Source organism: Tardiphaga sp. 37S4, assembly GCF_021044645.1.
Lineage (GTDB): Bacteria > Pseudomonadota > Alphaproteobacteria > Rhizobiales > Xanthobacteraceae > Tardiphaga > Tardiphaga robiniae.
Genome location: NZ_CP088008.1, coordinates 2,922,795 through 2,947,956 on the forward strand (window position 1 = coordinate 2,922,795; position 25,162 = coordinate 2,947,956).

General features: G+C 61.8%; 23 protein-coding genes. 11 read left to right on the forward strand and 12 right to left on the reverse strand.

Annotation, left to right across the window (positions count from 1 at the left end; all coding sequences use genetic code 11):
- Window positions 1-44: 44 nt before the first annotated feature.
- The 3 genes from LPB73_RS14260 to LPB73_RS14270 are packed head-to-tail and all read right to left on the reverse strand — an operon-like array spanning window position 45 to window position 3,584.
- Window positions 45-1,796, reverse strand: coding sequence for an NAD+ synthase (locus LPB73_RS14260; protein WP_231080942.1), 1,752 nt, complete (start codon window positions 1,794-1,796; stop codon window positions 45-47).
- Between the two features lie 43 nt (window positions 1,797-1,839).
- The gene (locus LPB73_RS14265; protein WP_120291006.1) at window positions 1,840-2,193 is read right to left on the reverse strand and encodes a diacylglycerol kinase; all 354 of its coding nucleotides are present in this window, start codon (window positions 2,191-2,193) and stop codon (window positions 1,840-1,842) included.
- Between the two features lie 2 nt (window positions 2,194-2,195).
- The gene (locus tag LPB73_RS14270) at window positions 2,196-3,584 is read right to left on the reverse strand and encodes a class II 3-deoxy-7-phosphoheptulonate synthase (protein WP_120291004.1); all 1,389 of its coding nucleotides are present in this window, start codon (window positions 3,582-3,584) and stop codon (window positions 2,196-2,198) included.
- Window positions 3,585-3,743: 159 nt separating this feature from the next.
- Here LPB73_RS14270 and LPB73_RS14275 point away from each other — a divergent pair, with 159 nt between their 5' ends.
- Window positions 3,744-4,664, forward strand: a complete 921-nt coding sequence (locus LPB73_RS14275) for an alpha/beta fold hydrolase (RefSeq protein ID WP_231080943.1) — start codon at window positions 3,744-3,746, stop codon at window positions 4,662-4,664.
- A 156-nt stretch (window positions 4,665-4,820) separates the two neighbouring features.
- On the opposite strand, the gene gor is transcribed toward LPB73_RS14275, so the two are convergent.
- The 3 genes from gor to rpiA are packed head-to-tail and all read right to left on the reverse strand — an operon-like array spanning window position 4,821 to window position 7,522.
- The gene (gor, locus tag LPB73_RS14280) at window positions 4,821-6,206 is read right to left on the reverse strand and encodes a glutathione-disulfide reductase (RefSeq protein WP_231080944.1); all 1,386 of its coding nucleotides are present in this window, start codon (window positions 6,204-6,206) and stop codon (window positions 4,821-4,823) included.
- Window positions 6,207-6,260: 54 nt separating this feature from the next.
- Window positions 6,261-6,800 carry a DUF2059 domain-containing protein gene (locus tag LPB73_RS14285; protein ID WP_231080945.1) on the reverse strand — a complete coding sequence of 180 codons (540 nt, stop codon included), beginning with the start codon at window positions 6,798-6,800 and terminating at the stop codon, window positions 6,261-6,263.
- Window positions 6,801-6,823: 23 nt separating this feature from the next.
- Complete coding sequence (gene rpiA / locus LPB73_RS14290; RefSeq protein WP_231080946.1) at window positions 6,824-7,522, reverse strand: ribose-5-phosphate isomerase RpiA; 699 nt, start codon at window positions 7,520-7,522, stop codon at window positions 6,824-6,826.
- A gap of 192 nt (window positions 7,523-7,714) precedes the next feature.
- Here rpiA and LPB73_RS14295 point away from each other — a divergent pair, with 192 nt between their 5' ends.
- The 6 genes from LPB73_RS14295 (at window position 7,715) to LPB73_RS14320 (ending at window position 12,741) form a co-directional block, all read left to right on the forward strand.
- On the forward strand, window positions 7,715-8,407 hold the full coding sequence (locus LPB73_RS14295; protein WP_231080947.1) for an HAD family hydrolase: 693 nt from the start codon (window positions 7,715-7,717) through the stop codon (window positions 8,405-8,407).
- Between the two features lie 149 nt (window positions 8,408-8,556).
- Window positions 8,557-9,000, forward strand: coding sequence for a hypothetical protein (locus LPB73_RS14300; RefSeq protein WP_068730561.1), 444 nt, complete (start codon window positions 8,557-8,559; stop codon window positions 8,998-9,000).
- Between the two features lie 112 nt (window positions 9,001-9,112).
- Entirely contained in the window at window positions 9,113-10,144 is a 1,032-nt protein-coding gene (gene moaA, locus LPB73_RS14305) for a GTP 3',8-cyclase MoaA (RefSeq protein WP_231080948.1), read from the forward strand.
- Window positions 10,145-10,329: 185 nt separating this feature from the next.
- A complete protein-coding gene (locus LPB73_RS14310) occupies window positions 10,330-10,866 on the forward strand; it encodes a TRAP transporter small permease subunit (protein ID WP_089267141.1) in 537 nt (178 codons plus the stop codon).
- Window positions 10,867-10,941: 75 nt separating this feature from the next.
- On the forward strand, window positions 10,942-12,351 hold the full coding sequence (locus LPB73_RS14315; protein WP_120290994.1) for a TRAP transporter large permease: 1,410 nt from the start codon (window positions 10,942-10,944) through the stop codon (window positions 12,349-12,351).
- 42 nt (window positions 12,352-12,393) lie between these two features.
- Entirely contained in the window at window positions 12,394-12,741 is a 348-nt protein-coding gene (locus tag LPB73_RS14320; RefSeq protein ID WP_175367386.1) for a GFA family protein, read from the forward strand.
- A 5-nt stretch (window positions 12,742-12,746) separates the two neighbouring features.
- On the opposite strand, the gene LPB73_RS14325 is transcribed toward LPB73_RS14320, so the two are convergent.
- From LPB73_RS14325 to LPB73_RS14340, 4 genes are all read right to left on the reverse strand, one after another.
- A complete protein-coding gene (locus tag LPB73_RS14325) occupies window positions 12,747-13,496 on the reverse strand; it encodes a 2-keto-4-pentenoate hydratase (protein ID WP_231080949.1) in 750 nt (249 codons plus the stop codon).
- Window positions 13,497-13,630: 134 nt separating this feature from the next.
- Window positions 13,631-14,719, reverse strand: coding sequence for a TRAP transporter substrate-binding protein (locus LPB73_RS14330; RefSeq protein ID WP_231081153.1), 1,089 nt, complete (start codon window positions 14,717-14,719; stop codon window positions 13,631-13,633).
- Window positions 14,720-14,884: 165 nt separating this feature from the next.
- Window positions 14,885-15,973: a TRAP transporter substrate-binding protein gene (locus LPB73_RS14335; protein ID WP_089267138.1), complete on the reverse strand. Its 1,089-nt coding sequence runs from the start codon at window positions 15,971-15,973 to the stop codon at window positions 14,885-14,887.
- A gap of 204 nt (window positions 15,974-16,177) precedes the next feature.
- Window positions 16,178-17,359, reverse strand: a complete 1,182-nt coding sequence (locus LPB73_RS14340; RefSeq protein WP_089267137.1) for an Mrp/NBP35 family ATP-binding protein — start codon at window positions 17,357-17,359, stop codon at window positions 16,178-16,180.
- A gap of 313 nt (window positions 17,360-17,672) precedes the next feature.
- Here LPB73_RS14340 and LPB73_RS14345 point away from each other — a divergent pair, with 313 nt between their 5' ends.
- The 4 genes from LPB73_RS14345 (at window position 17,673) to LPB73_RS14360 (ending at window position 21,114) form a co-directional block, all read left to right on the forward strand.
- The gene (locus LPB73_RS14345; RefSeq protein ID WP_231080950.1) at window positions 17,673-18,542 is read left to right on the forward strand and encodes an NAD(P)-dependent oxidoreductase; all 870 of its coding nucleotides are present in this window, start codon (window positions 17,673-17,675) and stop codon (window positions 18,540-18,542) included.
- A 183-nt stretch (window positions 18,543-18,725) separates the two neighbouring features.
- On the forward strand, window positions 18,726-20,327 hold the full coding sequence (locus LPB73_RS14350) for a sensor histidine kinase (RefSeq protein WP_231080951.1): 1,602 nt from the start codon (window positions 18,726-18,728) through the stop codon (window positions 20,325-20,327).
- Between the two features lie 45 nt (window positions 20,328-20,372).
- Entirely contained in the window at window positions 20,373-20,591 is a 219-nt protein-coding gene (locus LPB73_RS14355; RefSeq protein ID WP_068730727.1) for a DUF1289 domain-containing protein, read from the forward strand.
- 10 nt (window positions 20,592-20,601) lie between these two features.
- Window positions 20,602-21,114: a TIGR02281 family clan AA aspartic protease gene (locus LPB73_RS14360; RefSeq protein WP_093758931.1), complete on the forward strand. Its 513-nt coding sequence runs from the start codon at window positions 20,602-20,604 to the stop codon at window positions 21,112-21,114.
- Here the strand turns inward: LPB73_RS14360 and dusA are convergent, their stop codons facing one another.
- Window positions 21,115-22,104: a tRNA dihydrouridine(20/20a) synthase DusA gene (dusA, locus tag LPB73_RS14365; protein WP_256461307.1), complete on the reverse strand. Its 990-nt coding sequence runs from the start codon at window positions 22,102-22,104 to the stop codon at window positions 21,115-21,117. It lies immediately after the preceding gene.
- 185 nt (window positions 22,105-22,289) lie between these two features.
- Window positions 22,290-24,644 carry a TonB-dependent receptor gene (locus LPB73_RS14370; RefSeq protein WP_231080953.1) on the reverse strand — a complete coding sequence of 785 codons (2,355 nt, stop codon included), beginning with the start codon at window positions 24,642-24,644 and terminating at the stop codon, window positions 22,290-22,292.
- Between the last annotated feature and the right edge of the window lie 518 nt (window positions 24,645-25,162).

Below are 25,162 nucleotides of genomic sequence, written 5' to 3' on the forward strand. Positions count from 1 at the left end.
GCTGATACACGACGGGTTTGTAGGGCGTCATTCGCCCTACAGCTTCATTCAAACGCTGCGCTGGTGCCCTTGCCTGGCCGAGTCACCAGGTCCTCATCGGGCTTCGGCAATGGATTGGCCAGATCGCGAAACTTGTTGGTGATCGGATAGCGGCGATCCCTGCCAAAGTTCTTCCGCGTCACTTTCACGCCCGGTGCCGCCTGCCGGCGCTTGTATTCGGCGATGTTGAGCAGCCGATCGATGCGCGTCACAACGTCTTTCTCGTAACCGGCCGCGACGATCTCCGACAGCGGCTCTTCGCGTTCGACGAGGCGTTCGAGAATGCCATCGAGAATATCGTAGGGGGGTAGCGAGTCTTGGTCGGTCTGGTTTTCGCGCAGTTCGGCCGTGGGCGGACGGATAATGATGTTGTTGGGGATCACTTCGCCATCGGGACCGAGCGCGCCTTCGGGCTTCCATGAATTGCGCAAGGTCGAGATACGGAACACCTGGGTCTTGTAGAGATCCTTGATCGGATTGAAGCCGCCATTCATGTCGCCATAGAGCGTGGCATAGCCGACCGACATTTCCGACTTGTTGCCGGTCGTCACGACCATCGCGCCGGTCTTGTTGGAGACGGCCATCAACAGCGTACCACGGGTGCGCGCCTGCAGGTTCTCTTCGGTGATGTCGCGCGCGAGACCCTTGAAGGTATCGGCAAGGATCTTCTCGAAGCCGTTGACCGCATCGGCGATGGGCAGGATCTCGTAACGGAAACCCAGCGCCTTCGCGAGCTTGTCGGCATCGTCGAGCGACACCTGCGCGGTGTAGCGGAATGGCAGCATGATGCCGCGCACGCGGTCCGCGCCGAGCGCATCCACGGCGATCGCGGCGCAAAGCGCAGAGTCGATACCGCCGGAGATGCCCATCAGCACGCCGGGGAAGCCGTTCTTGTTGACGTAATCGCGCAGGCCGAGCACGCAGGCGGCATAGTCGCCCTCGTCGCCTTCTGGTACCGGTGCGATCGGTCCGTCGCAGCGCCAGTGGCCGTCGATCTTCTCGAATGTCAGCGTTGTGACGCTCTCGGTGAAGGACGGCAATTGCGCACCCAGCGAGCGGTCGGCATTGAGCACAAAGCTCGCGCCGTCGAACACTAGTTCGTCCTGACCGCCGACCTGATTAAGGTAGACCATCGGCAGATGGCTCTCGGTAACGCGGGCGACCTGCACCGACAAGCGCAGATCCGTCTTGCCGCGGGCATATGGCGAACCGTTCGGCACGATCAGGATTTCGGCGCCGGTCTCGGTCAGCGTCTCGACCACGTCTTCGTAGTCGGCGGACTCTTCCATCCAGGTATCTTCGCAGATCGGCACGCCGACGCGCAGGCCGCGGATGGTGACGGGTCCCGAGACCGAGCCGCGCGCGAAGACGCGCTTCTCGTCGAACACGCCGTAATTCGGCAGATTGACCTTGAAACGGATCGCATTGATGCGGCCGTCGTCGAGCAGCGCGCAGGCATTGTAGAGCTTGCCGCCATCGACCCAGGGCGAGCCGATCAACACAGCCGGCCCCCCGTCCGCGGTCTCGCGCGCCAGCTCCTCGATGGCCGCACGGCAGGCCGCCTGAAATGCCGGTTTCAGCACCAGATCTTCCGGTGGGTAGCCGGCGATGAACAATTCAGGAAACACGATCAGCGTCGCGCCGTCGGCTTTGGCCTGCGCCCGCGCAGCGCGCGCCTTGGCGGCATTGCCGGTGATGTCACCGACGATGGGATTGAGCTGGGCGAGTGTGACCGTGAAGCGCGTCAATTCTGTCATGGAAACATCCAAGCCTACCGGCTCATCCTTCGCAACTGCAGGATTAGAAGATGCCTATGCGCTCACCGAGCGCATACAGCCAGGTCATGCCGGCGATCACCAGCGCGACGCCGACGGCCGCCGATCCCATGTCCTTCACACGCCCGATCTGCGGATCGTGTTCGGTGGTGAGCCGGTCGGCCAGTTTCTCGATGGCAGTGTTGAGCAGTTCGACGGTGAGCAGCAGCAAAACCACCGCCACCAACTCGAGCCGACGCGCTGCGGTGGTGCCGATGAGAAACGACAAAGGCACCGCGAGGAGCAGTGCAAACAGCTCCTCGCGAATGGCCTGCTCCGATCGCGTCGCGAAGGTCAGGCCATTCCAGGTGTTGATGCAGGCCCGCCAGAGGCGCGACAAGTTTAGAGACCCGATGCCACCGGCAGCGGCTCCGCCCTGTCGACGCGGGACGTCTTCAGCAGTTCGGCGATTAGGAACGCCATGTCGATGGACTGCTCGGCATTCAGACGGGGATCGCAGACCGTGTGGTAGCGGTCATTGAGGTCCTCATCCGAAATAGCGCGCGCGCCACCGGTGCATTCCGTCACGTTCTGGCCGGTCATCTCCAGATGCACGCCGCCCGGATGAGTGCCTTCGGCGGCATGGATCTGGAAGAACGACTTCACTTCCGACAGGATGCGATCGAATGGACGGGTCTTGTAGCCCGAATTCGACGTGATGGTGTTGCCGTGCATCGGATCGCACGACCATACCACCGAGCGCCCTTCCTTCTGCACCGCGCGGATGAAGCCCGGCAGATGCTCCCCAACCTTCTCGTGGCCAAAGCGGTTGATCAGCGTCAAGCGGCCGGGCTCATTGTCCGGATTGAGGACGTCGATCAGCTTCAGCAGTTCATCCGGCTTCAGCGACGGGCCGCACTTCAGGCCGATCGGATTCTTGATGCCGCGGAAGTATTCGACATGGGCATGATCGAGCTGCCGCGTACGGTCGCCGATCCAGATCATATGGCCCGAGGTCGCGTACCAGTCGCCGGTCGTGGAATCGACGCGCGTGAAGGCCTGCTCATAGCCGAGCAACAGCGCTTCGTGGCTGGTGTAGAAATCCGTCGACCGCAGTTCCGGGTGGCTTTCCAGATTGAGGCCGCAGGCGCGCATGAAGTTCAGCGCGTCCGAGATGCGGTCGGCCAGTTCCTTGTAACGGCGCGACTGCTGCGAATCCTTCAGGAAGCCGAGCATCCACTGGTGCACGCTGCCGAGATTGGCGAAGCCGCCGGTCGCGAAAGCGCGCAGCAGATTCAGCGTCGCCGCCGACTGGCGATAGGCCATCAGCTGGCGCTGCGGATCGGGCACGCGGGATTCTGGCGTGAAGGCGATGTCATTGATGATGTCGCCGCGATAGCTCGGCAGCTCGACGCCGTTGAGCTTCTCCATCGGCGACGACCGCGGCTTGGCGAACTGACCGGCGATACGGCCGATCTTCACCACGGGCAGCGCGCCGGCATAGGTCAGCACCACCGACATCTGCAGGAAGGCGCGGAAGAAATCGCGGATATTGTTGGCGCCATGCTCAGCAAAGCTCTCGGCGCAATCGCCGCCCTGCAGCAGGAAGGCCTCGCCGGCAGCCACACGCGCCAGCGACTTCTTCAGATTGCGGGCCTCGCCTGCAAAAACCAGCGGCGGAAACGTGGCAAGCTGCGCCTCGACATCGCCAAGGGCCTTGAGATCCGGGTATTCCGGCATTTGCAGCACGGGCTTGCCGCGCCAGCTATCGGGCGTCCACCGCTCGGACATCACTTCTCTCCTGAAAACCGCGCTTTATGGCTGCGGAGGCCGCGTTATACACAGCGTAGATGGGGATCGCCAGTTCGAAATCCACATTGCGCCCCAAGCCCTTGCAGCCAAAGCCGAATTCGCATTTGCTAGGCCCGGGTAAGGAACATATGGGACACCATGGGAGAAACTGCGGTGTCGGAGGCTGCACTGGACGACGCTTTTGCCGATGACATCACCTTCCAGGCGACCGACGGCTATTCGTTGGGCGCGACGCTGTACCTGCCCCGCGGCGCCCGCACCCACGCGGTTCTGATCAATTCCGCAACCGCCGTTCCCCGCAAAATCTACAGAGGCTTCGCCAGCTACCTCGCGAGCCGCGGCTGTGCCGTGCTGACCTATGACTACCGCGGCACCGGGGATTCGCGGCCCAAGGCCGATCCCCTGTCCGGCCGGTCGAACGCGTTGGTCGGCTTCAAGGCGTCCATGACCGACTGGGCTGCGCTCGATGTTACCGCCGCGGTGACCTGGATGCGCGAGCGCTACAAGGCAATGCCACTTGCCTTTGTCGGTCACTCCTTCGGCGGTCAGGCGCTCGGCCTGATCCCCAACAATTCCGAAGTGTCACGCGCCTTGCTCATCGCGGCACAAGCCGGCACCTGGCGACTGATGACGCCGCCTGAGGGCTACCGCATCTATGTGCTCATGAAATTCGTCGGCGCGCCGCTGGCGCGCGTCATCGGCTATGCGCCCGGCAGGATCGGGCTCGGCTACGATCTGCCACGCGACGTGTTTCTGGAATGGGCGGGCTGGGTCACCAGCGATCGCTACTTCTTCGACGACAGCAAACTGCGAGCGCTGGTGAACTTTCCGCGCTACCGCGGCGAGATGCGGGCCCTGAGCTTTTCAGACGATCCATGGGCCACACGCGCCGCCGTGGAAATGCTCTGCGCGGGCTTCACGTCAATCAAGCCGGAGATCGACAGTATCCGCCCTATCGAGGCCGGCTCGAAAAAGGTCGGCCATTTTGGATTCTTCCGGCCGGAGCACCGTGACACGCTGTGGCGCGGCGCCGCCGAATGGATCCAGATGGAAGATTAGGGGCACATCATTGAAGCCGCAGATCATCGATCCGCCCTCATCCTGAGGAGCGGTCGTCTTCGACCGCGTCTCGAAGGATGGCCACAAACACCGATACGTTGCATCTCATGGTTCGAGACGCGCGCAAGGGCGCGCTCCTCACCATGAGGGCTGGTGTTACTCCGCGGCTTCGCGCACGTAGCGCGCGGTCGGCGTGCGCATCGTCACGAGTTCCTCGGCCGCACTCGGATGCACGGCCACCGTGGCGTCGAAGTCAGCCTTGGTGGCCTTCAGCTTCACGCAGATGCCCAGCACCTGGATGAGTTCGGCCGCTTCCGGTCCGACGATATGGGCGCCGACCACGATATCCGTCGCGCCGTCGACCACCAGCTTCATCAGCACCCGGCTTTCGCTGCCGGAGATGGTCGACTTGATCGACCGGAAATTGGTCTTGTAGATATCGACGTGGCTGAAGGTGGCGCGCGCCTCTTCTTCGCTCATGCCGACGGTGCCGACCTCCGGCTGGGTGAACACGGCGGTCGGGATATTGCTGTGATCGACCTTCACGGTCTTCTTGCCGAATACCGTATCGGCAAAGGCGTGGCCTTCGCGAATCGCCACCGGCGTCAGGTTGATGCGGTTGGTGACGTCACCGACCGCGTAGATATGCGGCACATTGGTCTGCGAGAACTCGTTGACGATGATGCCGCCATGGGCGGGCTTGAGTGCAACGCCAGCCTTCTCGAGACCGAGATTGGCGGTGTTCGGATTGCGGCCGATCGCGAACAACACCTGATCGGATGCGATGCTTGCGCCGCTGGACAGATGCGTCGTGAATTCGTGCCGGTGCTTATCGACCTTGGTCACCGTGCAGCCGGTCAGGATGGTGATGCCATCCTTTTCCATCTCGCTGCGGACATGGGCGCGCACGTCTTCATCGAAGCCACGCAGGATGTTGTCGCCGCGATAGACCACCGTCACGTCGGAGCCCAATCCTGCAAAAATGCAGGCAAATTCGAGCGCGATATAGCCGCCGCCCTGGATCACGATGCGCTTCGGCAGTTCGGGCAGATGAAACACCTCGTTGGAGGAGATCACATGCTCGATGCCGGGAATCACAGGTCCATGATTGGGCGCACCGCCCGTGGCGATGAGGATATGCTTGGCGTTCACCGTCTCGCCCGTGCCGAGGCGCAGCGTGTGCGGATCCTCGAACACTGCGCGGGTCTTGACGGTCGTCGCGCCGGTCTTCTCCACATTGGACTGATAGATGCCCTCGAGTCGGGCGATCTCCTTGTCCTTGTTGGCGATGAAGGTCGACCAGTCGAATGTTGCCGTCGGAATGGTCCATCCGAAACCGGCGGCATCGTCGATTTCGCGCTGGACATGCGAGGCATAGACCATCAGCTTCTTCGGCACGCAGCCGCGGATCACGCAGGTGCCGCCGAAGCGATATTCCTCGGCCACCATGACCTTCGCGCCGTAGCCGGCCGCGATACGGGCGGCGCGCACGCCGCCAGAACCGCCACCAATGACAAACAGATCGACGTCGACGTCAGCCATGATCGCTCCGAACTGCGGACTGAGGCCCGGGATGACGGGCCTCAGCTTACGCCCTTAGATTTCCTTGCCGCGCTTGCGCATTTCAGCGCGGAATAGGCCGTTGACCTGCTCCGAAAACTGCTGCGCCCACTGCTGCATATAGGTCATGCTGGCAGAAATCGACTGGGGCTCCTGCACAAGAAGTTTCTGGCCGAGCGGCGACTTGTAGAAGGTCGCAAGGTCCTTCAACTCCGCCTCGGTGAAGTCGCTGGCATAGATCTTCGCCATCTGCTCGGTGATCTCCTTGTCGCGCCCGGCCATCGTCTGCGCGATGGTGATGGCGACCTCATTGAGATCCTTCTGATAGTTCAGATTGCTCTGCAGCAGCGAATCCTTGACGCGCTGAACCATGTTCGGCACGGCATTGGCATACATCGCGCTGGCGTTCTTCATCGCCAGAATTTCCTTGGCGTAAGCGATCGCAGCTGGCGATGCCGGCTTGATCGGACGAGCCTGTCCTTCCGGAGATCCCTGCTGCGCGGAGACCGGCAGCGCGATCACTGCAACGCTGAGCGCAAGACCGGCGGACAGCAGCATGTGCGAAAGCTTCTTCATTCCAATTCTCCTTGATTGCGCCGTTACGGACGCTCGAAAACGCGAATTCCCTGCGATCCTGCCAGCATGGCGGTGCTTGCCAGGCCGATAAACAAACCGTGCTCGACCACGCCCGGAATGGCGCCGAGCAGCCCGGCCAGGCGGGGCGCATCGGTGATGGTCCCGAGCCGGGCGTCGATGATCCAGTGGCCGCCATCGGTGACGAAAGCATGGCCGTCCTTGCCGCTGCGAATGGCCATTTCGCCGTGCAACCCGCACTTGGCGAACACATCGGCAATCGCGCGGCGCGTGGCCGACAGGCCGAACGGGATCACTTCCACAGGCAGCGGGAAGCGGCCGAGGGTCGGCACCCATTTGGAATCGTCGGCGATGACAATCATGCGGTCGGACGCCGCCGCCACGATCTTCTCGCGCAGCAATGCGCCGCCGCCGCCCTTGATGAGATTCAGCGCCGGATCGACTTCGTCGGCACCGTCGACCGTGAGATCGAGCCGATCGACCTCGTCGAGTGTGGTCAGCGGCACGCCGCAACGCTGCGCATCGGCCCGCGTGGCCTCAGACGTCGGAACGCCAATAACCTTGAGACCGCCCGCCACGCGTTCACCGAGCAGTTCGACGAAGTGCTTCGCTGTCGATCCCGTGCCGAGTCCGAGCTTCATGCCATCACGCACATATTCGAGCGCCTTGGCGGCAGCCTGTCGTTTCAGCTCGTCCATATTCATCGGCGCAGCGGTCCTTGCGGTTCACAATCGGTCCCGCGGACGGGATGCGCCGCATATCTAGCGACGTTTGGGGGGAAGGAACAGGGCGAAGGGCGTGCTTTCCCGGGGAATGCAGGCCTGCATTCCCAGGGGGATGCTGGGCTACGTCCGCCCCCCTTGCGGGATCGGCCGCGGACCGGTAGCGATCCCTGCATGACAGATGCTTCCCCTGCTCCCCTCGTCGTTTTCGACCTCGACGGCACCCTCGTCGATACCGCCCCCGATCTCATCAGCGCGCTGAACCACGTGCTCCACCAGGAAGGGCTGGCCCCCGTCCCGCTGGAATCCGCGCGGAAAATGATCGGCCAGGGCGCCCGGCGCCTGATCGAACGCGGGCTCGAGCTTGAGGGGCGGGAAATGACCCCGGACGAGGTCACACGCCTGACCGAGGATTTCATCGCTTATTACGCGGAGCATATCGCCGACGAGTCGCGCCCCTTCGAGGGCCTGATTGCGGCGCTCGACGAAATGGCGGGGCGTGGCTACCGCTTCGCGGTTTGCACCAACAAGCTGGAATGGCTGTCGAAGCTGCTGCTCGACAAGCTGGAGCTGACCAACCGATTTGCGGCGATCTGCGGCGCCGACACCTTCGGCGTCGCGAAGCCCGATCCTGTCATCCTGCAGCAGACGGTAGCGCGTGCCGGTGGCGTGATGTCGTCCGTTGTCATGGTCGGCGATGCCGGCCCCGATGTCGGTGTGGCGCGGCGGGCCAATGTCCCGGTGATCGGCGTTACATTCGGCTATACTGATGTCCCGATTATCGAACTCAAGCCCGACATCGTGATCGACCATTTCCGCGATCTACCGACGACTGTCGACCGCCTGTTGCCCCGCCGCCTCGCCTAGCCTGTTCACATCATTGAGTTTCTCAGGTTGTTGGGCGACTTCGTTAACCATCAATTAACTATAAGCGGTCTGCGTGTTGCGTCATATGTACGACGCTCCTATGGTTGCCGGGGGATGGCGGCTAGCCGCAAAACGTGACGGATATACCCATGCGTAGAGTAATAGTTTTGGCAGCGGCAGGCTTGAGCCTGGCCGGTTGCACGTCGTTCTCCATGGACGCATTCAAGTCGGCACCGGAACCGGTTACCGTGCAGTTCGACTCGGTTCCGCCCGGCGCAGAGGTGGTCACGTCGATTGGCCCGAGCTGCAAGACCCCGTGTTCGCTGCCTCTGGCAACGGAAACCGGGTTCAGCGCAACCTTTACCCTCGCAAAATTTCAGCCGATGACAGTTCCGGTGACCATTACCCGCGTTCCCGGGGACTTCACCTCGCCGGCACGGACCACGGTCGATCCGAGCCCGGTCGTCGCCGAGTTGCAGCCTGCGACACCGCCACGCCGCGCCCGCAAGGCTGCCAAGCGCGCAGCAGCGCCTGCCGCGGCCCCGGCGGCCGCCGCATCTGCGGCGGGCTCGCCGTTCCCCGCCCCCCGCTGATCCACCAAACATATACGTTGGCGTGATTGTGCCAGCTGCAACCCGTGACTAGATTGAACGTGCGGCGTTTTTCGCCGCGCGAGCAATTCATGTTTTGCAGTCAGGCATCTGAATGACCGTCTCCGAGTTGAGCCCCGCCCTGGCCTCCTCTGCCATGACCGACCCGTTCGGCCGGCGGATCAACTATTTGCGTGTCTCGGTGACCGACCGCTGCGATCTGCGCTGCTTCTACTGCATGTCGGAAGACATGACGTTCCTGCCCAAGGCCGACCTGCTGACACTGGAAGAACTCGATCGGCTCTGCTCCGCATTCATCGCCAAGGGCGTGACCAAGCTGCGGCTCACTGGCGGCGAACCGCTGGTCCGGCGCAACGTCATGGGCCTCGTGCGTTCACTGTCGCGCCACCTCAAGACCGGCGCGCTGAAAGAGCTGACGCTGACCACCAACGGCTCGCTGCTGTCCAAATATGCCGCTGAACTGGCCGATTGCGGCGTGAAGCGCATCAACGTCTCGATGGACACGCTCGATCCCGTAAAATTCCGCACCATCACACGCTGGGGCGATCTCTCCAAGGTGCTGGCCGGCATCGACGCCGCGCAGGCAGCGGGCTTGGCCGTGAAGATCAATACCGTTGCCTTGAAGAACATGAATGAAGACGAGATCCCCTCATTGATCGAATGGGCCCACGGCCGAGATATGGCGCTGACGCTGATCGAAGTGATGCCGATGGGCGATATCGGCGAAGGCCGCATCGACCAGTATGTACCGCTGTCGCTGCTGCGCACGCGCCTCGCGGGTCAGTTCACGATGACGGATCTCCCGGACGACACCGGCGGTCCCGCCCGCTATGTTCGCGTCGCCGAGACCGGCGGCAAGATCGGCTTCATCACGCCGATGACCCACAATTTCTGCGAATCCTGCAACCGCGTCCGCATTACCTGCACCGGCACGATCCATACCTGCCTGGGCCACGAGGATGCGTCCGATCTGCGCAAGCCACTGCGCGCTTCCGCCGACAACGACCTCCTGAACGCCACGATCGACCGCGCCATCGGCCTGAAGCCAAAGGGGCACGATTTCATCATCGATCGCCGCCACAACCGGCCGAGCGTCAGCCGGCATATGAGCGTGACCGGGGGGTAACCCACCGGCGGTGCTCCGTCCTTCCCCTCGACCAATGGCCTGCGACAAACCGTCAATTTCCGATTGACGATTGCATGACGCGCTGAAATGGTGCCGCCGAATTCTTTCGCCCAGCGGAAAAAGCTGCGCTTTCTCAGTGAGAAAGACGTGATGAGCGGACAGCGGGGCGACTTTCGGGGGGAACTGTGGACGTACTCAAATTCACACGTGCGATCGATGCACTGAGCGATGTGTTCGGCTTCATCGCCAAGTGGCTCGTGCTGCTTGCCTGCCTCGTCAGCGCCGGCAATGCCACGATCCGTTATCTCTTCAACTACTCGTCGAACGGCTGGCTCGAAATCCAGTGGTACATGTTCGCGGGCATCGTGTTTTTCGGCGCGGCGCAGACACTGCGCCTCAATGAGCATGTGCGCGTCGATCTGCTCTATTCGGCGGTCTCCGATCGCGCGCGGCTGTGGATCGATATCATCGGCCTCTGCATCTTCCTGCTGCCGGCGATGACATACCTCACTTACATGACGTTCCCGTTTTTCCTGAATTCCTGGAATTCGCAGGAGGTCTCCAGCAATGCCGGCGGCCTGATCCTGTGGCCGGTGAAGCTGGTGCTGCCGCTCGGCTTTGGTCTGCTGCTACTGCAGGGTGTGGCCGAACTCGCCAAGCGCATCGCCGCGCTCGCCGGCGTCGTCAAGATCGACACCCATTACGAAGCGCCGCTGCAATAGCGGCGTTCGCTTTTTCAGCCTCTCGCATTTCGACCAATCCGTTCGATAGAACCAGTTCGATAGTCAGGACCACCGATGTTTTCCTACGGCGTGTTCCCCCCGCTGATGTTCGGCACCATGATCTGCTTCATGGTGTTCGGCTTCCCGGTCGCCTTCTCGCTGGCCGCGGTCGGCCTGTTCTTCGGCATTCTCGGCATCTTCACCGGTCACTTCGATCCGTCCTTCCTGCAGGCGCTGCCGTTCCGCTTCTACGGCACGATCTCGAACGACCTGCTGCTGTCGATCCCGTTCTTCACTTTCATGGGCGCGATCCTCGAGCGCTGCGGCCTTGCTGAAGATCTGCTCGAAGGCACCGGCCAGTTGTTCGGCAAGATCCCCGGCGGTCTCGCTTATGCGGTGATCCTCGTCGGCGCCGTGCTCGGCGCCATCACCGGCACCGTTGCTGCTTCGGTCATCGCCATGGGCGTGATCTCGCTGCCGATCATGATGCGCTACGGCTACGACATGAAGCTCGCCACCGGCGTCATCGCCGCATCGGGCACCATCACGCAGCTCATCCCCCCGTCGCTGGTGCTGATCGTACTCGCCGACCAGCTCGGCCGTTCGGTCGGCGACATGTATCTCGGCGCCATCGGCCCCTCGATCATCCAGGTCGTGATCTTCATTCTCTACATCGTCGTATTGTCGATCCTGAAGCCGAGCGCGATGCCGCCGATCCCGGAACATGCGCGCGAGCCCATGAACTGGAAGCTCATCAGCCGTGTGCTGTGGGGCATGATCCCCTCGATCGTGCTGATCTTCCTTGTGCTCGGCACCATCGGCCTCGGCCTCGCGACGCCCACCGAAGCCGGCGCCATGGGCGCGGTCGGCGCGATGGTGCTCGCCGCGCTGCATCGCCGCCTGACCTGGCCGCTGATCGACCAGGCGATGACATCGACCATGCGCCTGACCTCGATGGTGGTGTTCATCCTGATCGGCTCGACCTGCTTCAGCCTCGTCTTCCAGGGCATGGATGGTGCGCGCTGGATCGAGCATCTGCTCACCGGCCTGCCCGGCGGCGCGATCGGCTTCCTGATCTTCGTGAACATCTTCGTGTTCTTCCTGGCGTTCTTTCTCGACTTCTTCGAGATCGCCTTCATCATCATCCCGTTGCTGGCTCCGGTCGCGGCCAAGCTCGGCATCGATCTCGTCTGGTTCGGCGTGCTGCTCTGCGTGAACATGCAGACGTCATTCATGCATCCGCCGTTCGGCTTCGCGCTGTTCTATCTGCGCGGCATTGCACCGCCCGAAGTGAAGAGCCGCGATATCTATCTCGGCGCCCTGCCATGGGTCGGGATGCAGATCATCCTGGTGATCATCGTGATCTACTGGCCCGGTCTCGTGACTTACTGGATCGACAACACGGCTGTGGATACGTCCAACGTGAAGATCGAGATTCCGCAGATCGAGATGCCGGCAATGCCCGATTTCGGACCAGCAAAATAGCGGATAACGTTACTATTGCGCTTTACGATCAGGGGATAACCGATGCTGCATGAAGGAAGTTGCCATTGCGGCAACATCGCCTTTGAAGTCGAGGGCGACTTCAATTCGGCCATCGACTGCAACTGTTCGATGTGCCGGCGGCGCGGCGGCCTGCTCGCTTTCGTTCCACGCGACAAACTGGTGCTGAAGACCGCGAAAGAAAGCCTGTCGACCTATACGTTCAATCACCACGCCATTCAGCATCACTTCTGCAGCACCTGCGGTATTGCCCCGTTCGGCGAAGGAAAAGCCCCGAACGGAATGATGATGGCATCGGTCAATGTGCGCTGTCTGCCTGCGGTCGATCTGAGCGCTCTGAATATCCAGCAATTCGACGGCAAGGATCGCTAACGCGCTCAGCCGACAAACACTATCTCGGCTTCACCAAGCTTTTCAAATCGCACCACACAGCGATCACCGGGCTTCAGGAACGGCATGCCGGTCCAGCTGCCTGTCGTGACGATATGCCCTGCTTTCAAGCCTCCGGCATCCCGCCACATATTGGCCAGCGCGATTGCAGCGGCAAGCGGATCGTCGGTCGGATGGCCGCCTTTGCGCTCCAGCACCGTCTCGCCGTTCACAACAAACGTGATGTGCAGGTTCGGCAAATCGAGATGTGACCAGTCGGCCATCTCAGGCCCGAGCACCAGCCCGCCATTGATCCCGCAATCGGCGAGCTGCTCCAACCGCGGCCGGCTCGTCGGCTCCCGAAACCGGCTGGAGACCACCTCGATGGCCGGCAGCACGGCCACGGATTGCGCAATCTCTTCGCGCGTATAAGGCGCGGCGCGCGCCGGCAGATCGCGGGTAAAGCGGAAGGCGACCTCGCCCTCGACGCCGAGATGCGGGACTTCAACCACAGACATATGCGCCGGGCTCGAACGAATCATCCGGGCTTCGATCAGACCGCGTGTCGGTTCGCCCTCGGGCGGCGCACCGGCCTTGAAGGCTCCGATGGGCTCTCCGACCAGCGCAGCAACCCGATCCTGAATCTCGTGCGCCTCCGCAACCGAAGATGGCGTGACGGGCAGCGCTTCGATCTGCGTTCCGCTGCGGCGCGCCCCGGCAAGAATGTCGGCGGCCGTTTCGATTTCAGATTCGGTCATGGCAAATTCGGCTCCCTCCAGGAACAGAACACTTAGCGGATTCGCGATCCGCGCACCGGCTAAGGGAGACCGCTTCAACAAGAAGCCTGGCCTTCTCACGAAGGCCGGGCTCCTTTTTCCGAAACAGTCTTCGATCAGCTGCGGGTGCGCGAGCGGATCATGAAACTGTCGAAGCTATACTCGGCGACCTGCCACCAAGTGTACTGATCGCCGCGGAAGGCCACCATGCTGTCATAGACTTTCTTGAACGCCGCATTGCTGGCCGAGGTTTCGGCATAAACCTCGTTGGCAGCCTTCAGCGACGCATCCATGATGGATGCGGGGAACGGCCGCAGCTGCGTGCCACCGGCTACCAGGCGCTTCAGCGCCGGCGGATTGTAGGCGTCGTAGCGTGCCTGCATGGTTTCGTTGGCGAGCGACGAGGCGGTCCTGATGATCGACTTGTAGCTGGCAGGAAGCTGCTCCCACTTAGCGAGGTTGACCATATTGTGCAGTGTCGGACCGCCCTCCCAGAAGCCGGGATAGTAGTAATATTTGGCGACCTTCTGGAAACCGAGCTTTTCATCATCGTAAGGTCCGACCCATTCGGCAGCGTCGATGGTGCCCTTTTCCAGCGACGGGTAAATATCGCCGGCGGCCACCTGTTGCGGAACGAGCCCGAGCCTGGTGAGTACACGGCCGGCGAAGCCGCCGATGCGCATTTTGAGACCACTGAGGTCGGATGGCTCCTTCAGCTCCTTGCGAAACCAGCCGCCCATCTGGCAGCCGGTGTTGCCGGCCGCGAATCCGATGACGTTGTAGGCTTTGAGAAATTCATTGAAGAGTTCGGCGCCACCGCCCACCTGCAACCATGAGGTCTGCATCCGGCTGTTGAGTCCGAACGGAACCGCCGTACCGAACGCGAAGGTTGGATCCTTGCCTACATAATAGTAGGCCGCCGTGTGGCACATCTCCACGGTGCCGTTGGAGGCCGCATCCAGCGCCTGCAGACCGGGGACGATCTCACCGGCGGCAAACACCTGGATCTGGAATTTGTTGTCGGTGGCCTCGGCAACGGCCTTGGCGAATACCTCGCTGGCGCCATAGATCGTATCGAGCGATTTCGGAAAGCTCGACGTTAACCGCCATTTGATCTCCGGCGAAGATTGCGCGATGGCCGGCGCGGCAATGGCCGCACCGGCAGCCCCCAGACCGGCAGCCTTGATGAACTCACGACGCTTCATGATGTGCTCCCTGGATGTGAATGTGTCAGCGTCCTTCTTGGCGAGGGCGTTGGGGAGCAGCATGGGCCAGATTCCAGCGAGAAGCCACGGTGATTTGAGTGACGCAATGCAAAAAGCCCGACCTTCTCGCGAAGGCCGGGCTCCATGTTTGATCGAGGCTTAAGATCAGCCGCGGGTACGCGAGCGGATCATGAAGCTGTCGAAGGTGTATTCAGCGACCTGCCACCACAGATATTCGTCCGAACGATAGGCCTGCATCGCGTCGATCGACTTCTTGAAGTCGGCGTTCTTCGCGGAGATTTCAGCCCAGAGTTCGTTGGTGGCCTTGAGGCAGGCGTCCAGAACTTCATTGGTGAACGGACGCAACTGCGTGCCACCCGCGACGAGCTGCTTCAGTGCTGCCGGATTCTGCATGTCGTAACGAGCGGCCATCCAGCTGTTGGCATTGGCGCAGGCATTGGTGAGGATCGCCTGATAGCTCTTCGGCAGCGCGTTGTACTTCTCGAGGTTGGTGAAGGCGTGGACCGTCGGGCCACCTTCCCAGAAACCTGGATAGTAGTAGTACTTTGCGACCTTCTGGAAGCCGAGCTTCTGGTCGTCATAGGGACCGACCCACTCGGCAGCGTCGATGGTGCCTTTTTCGAGCGACGGATAGATGTCGCCACCCGCAAGCTGCTGCGGCACGACGCCAACCTTCTGCAGCACCTGACCGGCAATGCCGCCGATGCGCATCTTGAGACCGGAGAGATCGGCAACGGTCTTGATCTCCTTGCGGAACCAACCGCCCATCTGCGTGCCCGTATTGCCGCAAGGGTGACCGATGACGCCAAATTTCTTGAAGAACTCGTTGCCGAGCTGTTCGCCGCCGCCCTGGTACCACCAGGAATTCTGCTGGCGTGCGTTCAGGCCAAACGGGACCGACGCGTAGATCGCGAAGGTCGGATCCTTGCCGACATAGTAGTAGGACACAGTGTGGCACATTTCGACGGTGCCGTTGGAGGTCGCATCGAGCGCCTGCAGACCGGGGACCAGTTCGCCGGCCGCGAAGACCTGGATCTGGAATTTGTTGTCGGTCATTTCGGCAACCTGCTTCGCCATCATCTCGGCGCCGCCATAGATGGTGTCGAGCGACTTCGGGAAGCTCGACGCGAGGCGCCATTTGACCTCGGGCGCGGACTGCGCGATCGCCGGCGAGGCAACGGCGGCCACCGCGGCGCCGGCCGTCGAAACCTTCAAAAACTCACGACGCTTCATTCAAGCTCTCCTTATTGCGGGCGTTTTCCCTAGAATTCCTTTGAGCATATTCAGCGGCAAATCGTTGCGCGATTCAACCGAAGACGCTCTCGTGCAGAGGCTGTCTAACACGGTTATTCGGCCGCGGAAAACACGACGAACGTCGTTGCCAGCCCAATTGAACGAAAGTTCTATGCGACATCTCGGCCCCGGCCACCGGCCGGCTTACGCTGCCGCAATAACGCCCTGCAACCGGTCGCGGATCTGCGTGCCGATGGCCCGATAGATCGCGGCGTGCGGGCCGTTGGGCTCGCTGACGACCACCGGCGTGCCGGCATCCGACATGGCGCGGATGGACATATGCAGCGGCACCTCGCCGAGGAACGGCACCTTGAGCCGCTCGGCCTCATGACGGGCGCCGCCATGGCCGAAAATGTCGGAGCGCGTGCCGCATTCCGGGCACTGGAAATAACTCATATTCTCGATGATGCCGAGCACGGGCACATTGACCTTGGTAAACATCGCAAGGCCGCGCCTCGCATCGATCAGCGCCAGATCCTGCGGCGTCGAGACGATCACGGCGCCCTTCAGGGGCACGTTCTGTGCCAGCGTGAGTTGTGCATCGCCGGTGCCGGGGGGCATGTCGACGATGAGGACGTCGAGCGTGCCCCAGGCGACATCGCGCAACATCTGGGTGATCGCCGACATCACCATCGGCCCGCGCCAGATCATCGCGGTCTCTTCCTCGACCAGGAAGCCGATCGACATGATCGACAGGCCAAAGCGCTCGATCGGAATCATCTTCCTGTTGTCGTCGAGAACAGGCTTTTCATTGATGCCGGTCAGCCGCGGCACCGAAGGACCATAGATATCGGCGTCGAGCAAACCGACCTTCAGGCCGAGATCGCGCAGCCCCAGCGCCAGATTGAGTGCCGTCGTGGACTTGCCGACACCGCCCTTCCCCGAGGCCACGGCGATGATCGCGGCAACGCCGGGAATCTCAGCCTGTTTTGACATTGGCGAGTTAGCCGGGTTGGCGTGCGGGCGATGCGCCGAGACCGGCTGTACGCCGCCGGACTGCGGACCATGCGAATGCCCACCGGGACCATGGGAATGTCCTGCGTGGTCGTGGCGCTGCGGCGCAGGCGGTGCGCTGCCCGGCTTGCGCTCGGCGGTCAGCGCGACCATTGCACCGGTGACACCAGGGATCGCCCGCACTGCGGCTTCCGCCTGCGCGCGCACGCTTTCCCAGGCCCGCGCTTCAGCGGCGTCCACATTGATCGAAAACAGCACCTTGCCGTCGGTCACGACGATCTCGGACAAAACATCCGCATGGATCAGCGGCACGCCGCGCGGCGATGTCACCTTGGCCAGACCATCCAGAACCTGCTGCTGCGAAACGCTCAATGCGTGTCTCCCGATCGACGGACAAACTAGACCGCACAGATAGAGAACTTCCGCCCTAAGTCCATGCCGTTTCTAGGCTATGTTGAGAATTCCGAGATTGCTCTGGCACAAGACCGGCACCAGATTTTCTTTTGCAGCGCACCATAGGCGGCTGCAGCCATGAGTGGTAACGGGGGCTTTGCCGCGTCCTGTGCAGCGACTATGCTGGCGCTCCTCATCACCAGCGATCTCGCCGCCACGAACCAGGGCGGCGCCTCACTTCCCAACAGTCGACGTTCGGCAGCAAAGCCGACAGCATCCAAAGGGTACGGACATGGCCAAAGTTGCATTTATCGGTCTCGGCGTCATGGGTTTCCCCATGGCCGGTCACCTTGCCACCAAGGGCGGCCACGAGGTCACCGTCTACAACCGCAACGCAGCCAAGGCCAAAGCGTGGGTCGAGAAGTTCGGCGGCAAGTCCGCACCGACCCCAAAAGCGGCTGCCGAAGGCCAGGACTTCGTGATGTGCTGCGTCGGCAATGACGACGACCTGCGTTCGGTCACCATCGGCGCTGACGGCGCATTCAGCGGCATGACCAAGGGCGCGATCTTCGTCGATCACACCACCGCCTCCGCCGAAGTGGCCCGCGAGCTCGATGCCGCGGCGACCAAAGCCGGCTTCCAGTTCATCGACGCGCCAGTGTCGGGCGGCCAGGCTGGCGCAGAGAACGGCGCCCTGACCGTAATGTGCGGCGGCACCCAAGCGGCCTATACCAAGGTCGAACCGGTGATCACCGCCTATGCCAAGATGCAGAAGCTGCTCGGTCCCGCAGGCTCCGGCCAGCTCACCAAGATGGTCAACCAGATCTGCATCGCCGGCCTCGTCGAGGCACTGTCCGAAGGCATTCACTTTGCCAAGAAGGCCGGTCTCGACGTCAATGCGGTGGTCGAGGTGATCTCCAAGGGCGCCGCGCAGTCGTGGCAGATGGAGAACCGTCACAAGACCATGAATGACGGAAAATTCGACTTCGGCTTCGCCGTCGAATGGATGCGCAAGGACCTCTCGATCTGTCTCGCCGAGGCCCGCCGCAACGGTGCCAGCCTGCCGGTCACGGCCACTGTCGATCAGTTCTACGGCGAGGTCGAAGCGCTCGGCGGCAAGCGATGGGACACTTCAAGCCTCTTGGCAAGATTGCCCCGCTAACCATCTAGGTTTGCTGAACAAATCAAGGCGGAGCGGCACCTACAGGCGCCCTCCGTCGATACCATTTTTATTGAATATTAACCGGATTACTTCGTTCTTTAAGGCACCTCTTAATGATTGTGCGGCACAGATAGGGTCTGTGAAAAACCGCGCGCGTTTGCGTGCAGGATTTGTGTACGAGTGATGAGTGAGCCCGCCGCCAGGCCCGAGGTCGTCCAGCTTCCGGCTGAAACGCCCATCGCTGTTCCGCCGCGCAATCGCCGGGCGGCACAACAGCGGGTGCGCGAAGCGCGCGACCGGCTGACCTCGACATCGGGAACACGCCCCGCTTTCGATCGCGAGCTGCTCCGCCAATACGCCCAGACCCGCCTCTCCGCCTCGCTCGTCATCACGCTGCTGGTGGTCGGCACAGGCATCCTGTTCGGGTTCTGGATGCAGCCACTGCCGGCTGCCGCATGGTCATGCGGCATGCTGTGCATTCACGCGGTGATCCTGCGCGCCTGCAATCGCTATCTGGCGGAAACACCGACACCCAGCAGCACGCATAAATGGCGGCTGCGCTTTATCTTTCTGGACCTGCTCTACGGCCTGTCGTGGACGGTGATCCTCGTGCATCCGACCGGCGTCGACGTCGTCTCCAATTCGCTGATGATGTTCCTGATGCTGCTGGTGGTCGCGGTCTCCAGCATGCTCGCCGCGAGCCTGCCGATTGCCGCCTTTGCCGCCACCGCGCCGGTGACCCTCGGCGTGGCGCTGAGCTTCATCCTGCGCGGCACGTTCGACAACTACGTGCTGGCCGTTCTGGCTGTCGCAGCCGAAGGCTATTTCGCGCTGCTGGCGCAGCGGCTGCATTCGACCACGCTCGCGACACTGGAAGCCCGCGCCGAGAAGGACGCCCTGATCGGCGAACTCGAACAGGCCAAGGCCATCTCCGACGAAGCGCGCCACCGCGCCGAAGCCGCCAATGTCGCAAAGTCGCGCTTCCTCGCGCAGATGAGCCATGAACTGCGCACGCCGCTGAACGCCATCCTCGGCTTTTCCGAAGTGATGAAGAGCGAGATCTTCGGTGGCCATGCCGTGCCGGTCTACAAGGACTACTCGGCCGACATCCATAATTCCGGCGTGCACCTTCTGAATCTCATCAACGAGATCCTCGATCTGTCCCGCATCGAAGCCGGCCGCTACGAACTCAACGAAGAAGCCGTCTCGCTCGTGCATGTCGTCGCGGACTGCCATCACCTCCTGAAGCTGCGCGCATCGAGCCGCGGCATCACCATCCACGAAGTATTCGAACACGGCATGCCGCGGGTTTGGGGCGACGAGCGCGCCTGCCGCCAGATCGTGCTGAACCTGCTGTCGAATTCGATCAAGTTCACGCCACAGGGTGGCGAGATCTGGCTTAAGGTCGGCTGGACCGCCTCCGGCGGCCAATATCTGAGCTGCAGGGACACCGGCTCGGGCATCGCCGAAGACGAGATCCCGATCGTGCTGGCCTCCTTCGGCCAGGGATCGAACTCGATCAAATCGGCCGAACAGGGTGCCGGTCTCGGTCTGCCGATCGCCAAGAGCTTGATCGACATGCATGGCGGCACCTTCACGCTGAAATCGAAGCTGCGGGTCGGCACCGAGGTGATCATCACTTTCCCGCCGGAGCGCGTGATGTCTGCGCTTGCTCCGATGGCGCCCGATGGGCCTCCGCTGCAGCCCGATTACGAGATGAACGTCGCCGATGAAAAGCGGCGGGCCCGCAACAAACCCATCATGAATGCAGGAACCGGGCTGTGATTTCGACGCTTGCGCAAGCAAGCCGATCCGCTTCAATATTACTGGATGAGCAAAGAAACGCCGTGCATCGCAGTCTGCTTCATCGACCCCAAGACCAAGCTCTGCCTCGGCTGCGGACGCACGCTGCCGGAGATCGCGCGCTGGGGAAAAATGGACAGCGCGGAGCGTCTGGATACGATGGCACTGCTGCCGGCCCGCATGGCCGAGGCGGGGCTGGAGCCTTCGTCGACATACGCAGCGAAGAGGACATCCGCGGCCACCTGAGAGGCTCGCCATGAGCCGGGTCTTTCTTCTCGTCATCGTCATTGTCGCGACGGCAGGCGCCGCCCTCGCCTATGGCGATCCCAAGCAAATCTCCAAGGCCGGCAATCTCGTCACAGAAATTTTGCGCAAGCAGAGCCCGCCGCCACTGCGGCTGGTCGACGTCCCGCGCGGCAACACTGGTGAGTTCGGGCTTCAGGCCAAGATCAACGGCGTCAAGACGGCGATGGTGATCGATACCGGCGCAACCTCGGTGGTGCTGACTTATGAAACCGCAAAGGCCGCGGGTCTGCCGCTCGAAATGCTCGACTACAATGTCGACGTCGAGACTGCGGGCGGCCGCACCAAGGCGGCGCGATTGACGCTGGATCGTCTGGCGGTCGGCAAACTGGTCGAGCGATCCGTCCCGGCACTGGTGGTGCCGCGCGGCCAGATGAAAACCAACCTGCTCGGGATGAGCTTTCTCGATCGCCTGGAAAGCTGGGAAGTACGCGCCGACAGACTGATGCTGCGCGGCTATCCGTAACTAAGCCGCGACCGACTCCGCAGGCTCGTCCTCGACCTGCGCAATGGCTTCTCGGAGCACATTGATGCTCGCACCATGCTTGACGCTATTCTCCGCCAGATAACGCCGGAATGCGCGTGCGCCGCGCACGCCGTGGAATGCGCCGACAAAATGCCGTGTGATCGAATGCAGCCGCGTGCCCTGCGCGAGTTGATCCTCGATATAGGGCATCATCGCCGCGAAGGCGTCTTTCATTGTCCCATGCGGCGCAGGCTCACCGAACAATTCGGGATCCACCGACAGTAGCCGCCACGGCTCCTGATAGGCTGCGCGACCGAGCATCGCGCCATCCACATGCGCCAGATGTTCGGCGGCTTCAGTGATGCCGATGATGCCGCCATTGATGATGATCGGCACGTCGGGCATTGCCGCCTTGAGCCGATAGACGCGGTCGTAGTTCAGCGGCGGAATGTTGCGGTTCTCTTTCGGCGACAGGCCGTTGAGCCACGCCTTGCGCGCATGCACGATCAGGCCATCGGCGCCGGCGGCGACCACCGCGCGTGCCAGCGTATCGAGTGCGACTTCGGGATCCTGATCGTCGATGCCGATGCGGCACTTCACGGTGACCGGCACGTCCACCGCCTGCTTCATCGCGGCCACACCGCGCGCCACCAGATCCGGCTCGGCCATCAGGCACGCCCCGAAGCGCCCGTCCTTCACACGATCCGAGGGGCAGCCAACATTGATGTTGATTTCGGCATAGCCGAAATCCGCGCCGATCTTCGCCGCTTCTGCAAGATGCGCCGGCTCCGAACCGCCCAGCTGCAACGCCACCGGATGTTCGCTCGCGTCGAATCCAAGCAGCCGCGCGCGGTCGCCATGGATCACGGCGCCCGTCGTCAGCATCTCCGTATAGAGCCGCGCCCGTCGCGACAGCAGACGATGGAAGACGCGGCAATGCCGGTCAGTCCAGTCCATCATCGGGGCAATGGAAAAGCGGCACTCTAACATATTGTTTTCATTTAACTTTGTGATTTTAGTCTGTGTATCTGATTTTTGGGCTGACATATGGTCAGAGCCACAGAGCTAAAGCATTTTCCTTTCTTTTCAACTGCTTGATCAGATCTCAGTCCTGTTCGCGAAGATTTCCCCTCGCCGGTACAGTATTGCGGTACCGGATGACCCAAGAGCAGCGATTACATGTCCAGGGTCATCGACAGGAGATACGTGCGCGGTGCTCCCAGGAAGAACGTTCCGAATGAGGCCACGCTGGACCAGTAATTCGCACCGGTCACATTCTGAACGTTCGCGCGGAAAACCGTCTTCCTGCCGTTGATTGCCGTCGTGTAACGGGTACCGAGATCGAGTCGCGTCCAGTCCGGAATCGGTTGCTTGTTCGCTGTATCGACGAACTGCTTGCCCGTGTAGATGACTGCCCCATTCAAAGTGAGCCCCCTCACCCACGGGAGATCCCACTCGGCGCCAATATTGGCCTGTACGTTCGGAACGCCGATTGGCGTGTTACCCACGTTAGCCGCGACGGCGGTCTTCGTCAGGGTGCCATCCAGCAGCGACAAGCCTCCGAGGACACGGATATCGGGCATGAGTTCGCCATAGACGTTGAATTCGAGCCCACGGACTTGCTGTTCGGCGGTTGCCGCGAAGCGTCCGCCGGACAGCTCGCCGCTCGCCTTCGATATCTCGAAGGCGCTGAAGGTGGTGGCGAACCGACCGAAGTCTACCTTGATGCCGGCCTCGTACTGCTTGGCGATGTAGGGCGAGAGTACTTCGCCGAAATTGGAAGCGGTCTGGGGCGCGACGTCGCCTCGGCTTAGACCTTCGATATAGTTCGCGTACAGAGAGACGTTGTCCCGGGGCCGGATGACGAGACCAACCACTGGGGTAGTCGCGCTCCTGTCGTAGGACGACGTGAGCGTTCCGACATTGGAAAGATAGTTGTTCGCCTCGATGCCCTGGCGCCGGACACCCAAAGTCAACAAGACACGCTCATCGAGCACGGACAAGGTGTCAGCAATCGAGAGCCCCGTGAGTTCACTGTCCGAGAGCCGAGGGCGCTCGCTGATCTCGTTCGCGAACTGGGTCGGCGCCACCGTCGGATTATAGATGTTCGATGTGACCAGACTGCCATTGGTGAGTCGCCGGTACAGCGCGTCATGATAGACCGAAGCTTGGAAGGCGACCGCATGGTGGACGACGCCGGTATCGAAGCGGGCGCGGACGCCGCCATCATATGTGGTTCGATGGATGCTAAGCCCGAAAAATTGAGGCGTTGCGGTCGTGTCACCGCTCGTATTGATGATCGTCGGAAGACCGAAGAATCGCTCGACGTTAGTCCGAGATCCGCCGACGTCGGCGAACAGCGTAACCTGATCGCTTACATCGTATTCGGTCCGTAGCAAGGCGGATTGATCGTTGATGTGCGACCATTCCCAGGGTTGCGTCATGTTCAACCGACCATCCGGCGCCTTTGATACTTGCAGGCCGGGAGCCATGAGAAAGGGACGTGACGGAGCGTCGAACCGATCGGTCTGGGCGATGAGGTAGAGCCAGGACCTGAACCGTTCGCCCTGATAGTCAAGGGCCAGCGATCCGACACCTGTCGTTTCGGACTGGCGGTCAATGGGCGTATCGCCGTCGCGCAGGCTGCCGTTGACGCGCACGCCCCATTCCTTGCTGTCACCGTAACGCCTCGCAATATCCCAGTGGCCACCGAACTGTGCGGCAGAACCGTAACTTGCGGTGAAGCGGGTCAAGTCCTCTCCCGCGCGCTTGGGCACGACATTGATGACGCCGCCGACGCCGCCATTGGGTGCAATGCCCGAGAGCGCGGCTGAGGGGCCCTTGAGCACTTCGATGCGCTCGACGTAATCCGTGAAGATGCGGTATGTCGGCGCGATCCCATAAAGGCCCTCGAAGGCGAACTCACCGCTGTTGCCTTCGTTGACCGGGAAGCCGCGAATGTTGAAGGAATCGAGCACACCGCCCGTTGGGTGGGAACTGCGCACGGAAGGATCCAAGATCAAGGCATCCGCAGCCGTCGCCGCCTGCTGATCCCGGATGAACTTGTCCGTGTAACTCGTCATATTGAACGGCGACTTCATCGTATCGGTGTTTCCGAGCAGTCCCAGCCGTCCGCCTTGAGCGACCTGGCCGCCTGCAAAGGCGGGCACGACACCCGGCTGCGACGGCCGCGATTGCGCCGCGACGATTTGCGTTTGCGGGGCGTCAGACACCGTGGCGCGCCGCGAAGTTGATCGGACCCCGGCGACATTTCGTTTGGTTGGTGCGCGGCGGACCAACCGCTGCGTCGGAGCATCGACGGTCACAGGAGGAAGAGCGGTGGCGCCTTGCGGTGTTTGGGATTGAGCAGGCGATTCAAACCACGCCACAAACGCCACGCCACCTAGTAGTGTCACGCCAAAGCGAGCCACCGTCCGAACCCCACCTGCAAGTCGCATTCCCAGAAAGTCCTTCATCAACAGCACGTCGGCCGACGCGAAATGGTTCCGCACTCGGCCTGCAACGACCATAGCTCCGAGATCCGCTCTCCGCGTCCGAGCAGGGCCAACACTCAACGTGAATCATTTTCTCCGCAGAATCGCATTCCGCGTTAGCCGCCTGTGCCTCATCGGCAACGTCCGATTGCTCGTGATCTGCAGCGCTTCACTAGAGAGACGCCATCGTCACCGCAACGCTAATGCACGCGCTGCGATTTAGAATGCCTCGATCATCGACGAATCGAGTCAGTTGAAATCGTGTCTGGAAAGATTCCAAAGGTGCTTTGAAAGACTCAAAATCAGTGCCGTTGAAATTTGGCAGGAAGATAGACGCAGCGCTCTCGTCAGCGAGCCATGCTTTTCCTGGACGCGGCAACGTAATAGGCTGCGCTTTTCTGGAACGCTCCAGACATCGTCACGGCCGACTGTTGCGCGCAACCATTTCGTTCCTGTCGCTGTCATTACGACGACAATCTGCAGCAGCTCAAGATGCGCAAATCAAAGGGAACGTGAAGAGCTCTGGCGATGGTTCGATGGGCCGCCGTCGTCTA

Bases quoted from the DNA above. Each gene is read 5' to 3' on its own strand.
- LPB73_RS14260 (WP_231080942.1), bottom strand. From the start codon at position 1,796: ATGACAGAATTGACGCGCTTCACGGTCACACTCGCCCAGCTCAATCCC.
- LPB73_RS14270 (WP_120291004.1), bottom strand. From the start codon at position 3,584: ATGTCCGAGCGGTGGACGCCCGATAGCTGGCGCGGCAAGCCCGTGCTG.
- LPB73_RS14275 (WP_231080943.1), top strand. From the start codon at position 3,744: ATGGGAGAAACTGCGGTGTCGGAGGCTGCACTGGACGACGCTTTTGCC.
- gor (WP_231080944.1), bottom strand. From the start codon at position 6,206: ATGGCTGACGTCGACGTCGATCTGTTTGTCATTGGTGGCGGTTCTGGC.
- LPB73_RS14285 (WP_231080945.1), bottom strand. From the start codon at position 6,800: ATGAAGAAGCTTTCGCACATGCTGCTGTCCGCCGGTCTTGCGCTCAGC.
- rpiA (WP_231080946.1), bottom strand. From the start codon at position 7,522: ATGAATATGGACGAGCTGAAACGACAGGCTGCCGCCAAGGCGCTCGAA.
- LPB73_RS14295 (WP_231080947.1), top strand. From the start codon at position 7,715: ATGACAGATGCTTCCCCTGCTCCCCTCGTCGTTTTCGACCTCGACGGC.
- LPB73_RS14300 (WP_068730561.1), top strand. From the start codon at position 8,557: ATGCGTAGAGTAATAGTTTTGGCAGCGGCAGGCTTGAGCCTGGCCGGT.
- moaA (WP_231080948.1), top strand. From the start codon at position 9,113: ATGACCGTCTCCGAGTTGAGCCCCGCCCTGGCCTCCTCTGCCATGACC.
- LPB73_RS14315 (WP_120290994.1), top strand. From the start codon at position 10,942: ATGTTTTCCTACGGCGTGTTCCCCCCGCTGATGTTCGGCACCATGATC.
- LPB73_RS14320 (WP_175367386.1), top strand. From the start codon at position 12,394: ATGCTGCATGAAGGAAGTTGCCATTGCGGCAACATCGCCTTTGAAGTC.
- LPB73_RS14325 (WP_231080949.1), bottom strand. From the start codon at position 13,496: ATGACCGAATCTGAAATCGAAACGGCCGCCGACATTCTTGCCGGGGCG.
- LPB73_RS14330 (WP_231081153.1), bottom strand. From the start codon at position 14,719: ATGAAGCGTCGTGAGTTCATCAAGGCTGCCGGTCTGGGGGCTGCCGGT.
- LPB73_RS14335 (WP_089267138.1), bottom strand. From the start codon at position 15,973: ATGAAGCGTCGTGAGTTTTTGAAGGTTTCGACGGCCGGCGCCGCGGTG.
- LPB73_RS14345 (WP_231080950.1), top strand. From the start codon at position 17,673: ATGGCCAAAGTTGCATTTATCGGTCTCGGCGTCATGGGTTTCCCCATG.
- LPB73_RS14350 (WP_231080951.1), top strand. From the start codon at position 18,726: ATGAGTGAGCCCGCCGCCAGGCCCGAGGTCGTCCAGCTTCCGGCTGAA.
- LPB73_RS14355 (WP_068730727.1), top strand. From the start codon at position 20,373: ATGAGCAAAGAAACGCCGTGCATCGCAGTCTGCTTCATCGACCCCAAG.
- LPB73_RS14360 (WP_093758931.1), top strand. From the start codon at position 20,602: ATGAGCCGGGTCTTTCTTCTCGTCATCGTCATTGTCGCGACGGCAGGC.
- dusA (WP_256461307.1), bottom strand. From the start codon at position 22,104: ATGTTAGAGTGCCGCTTTTCCATTGCCCCGATGATGGACTGGACTGAC.
- LPB73_RS14370 (WP_231080953.1), bottom strand. From the start codon at position 24,644: ATGGTCGTTGCAGGCCGAGTGCGGAACCATTTCGCGTCGGCCGACGTG.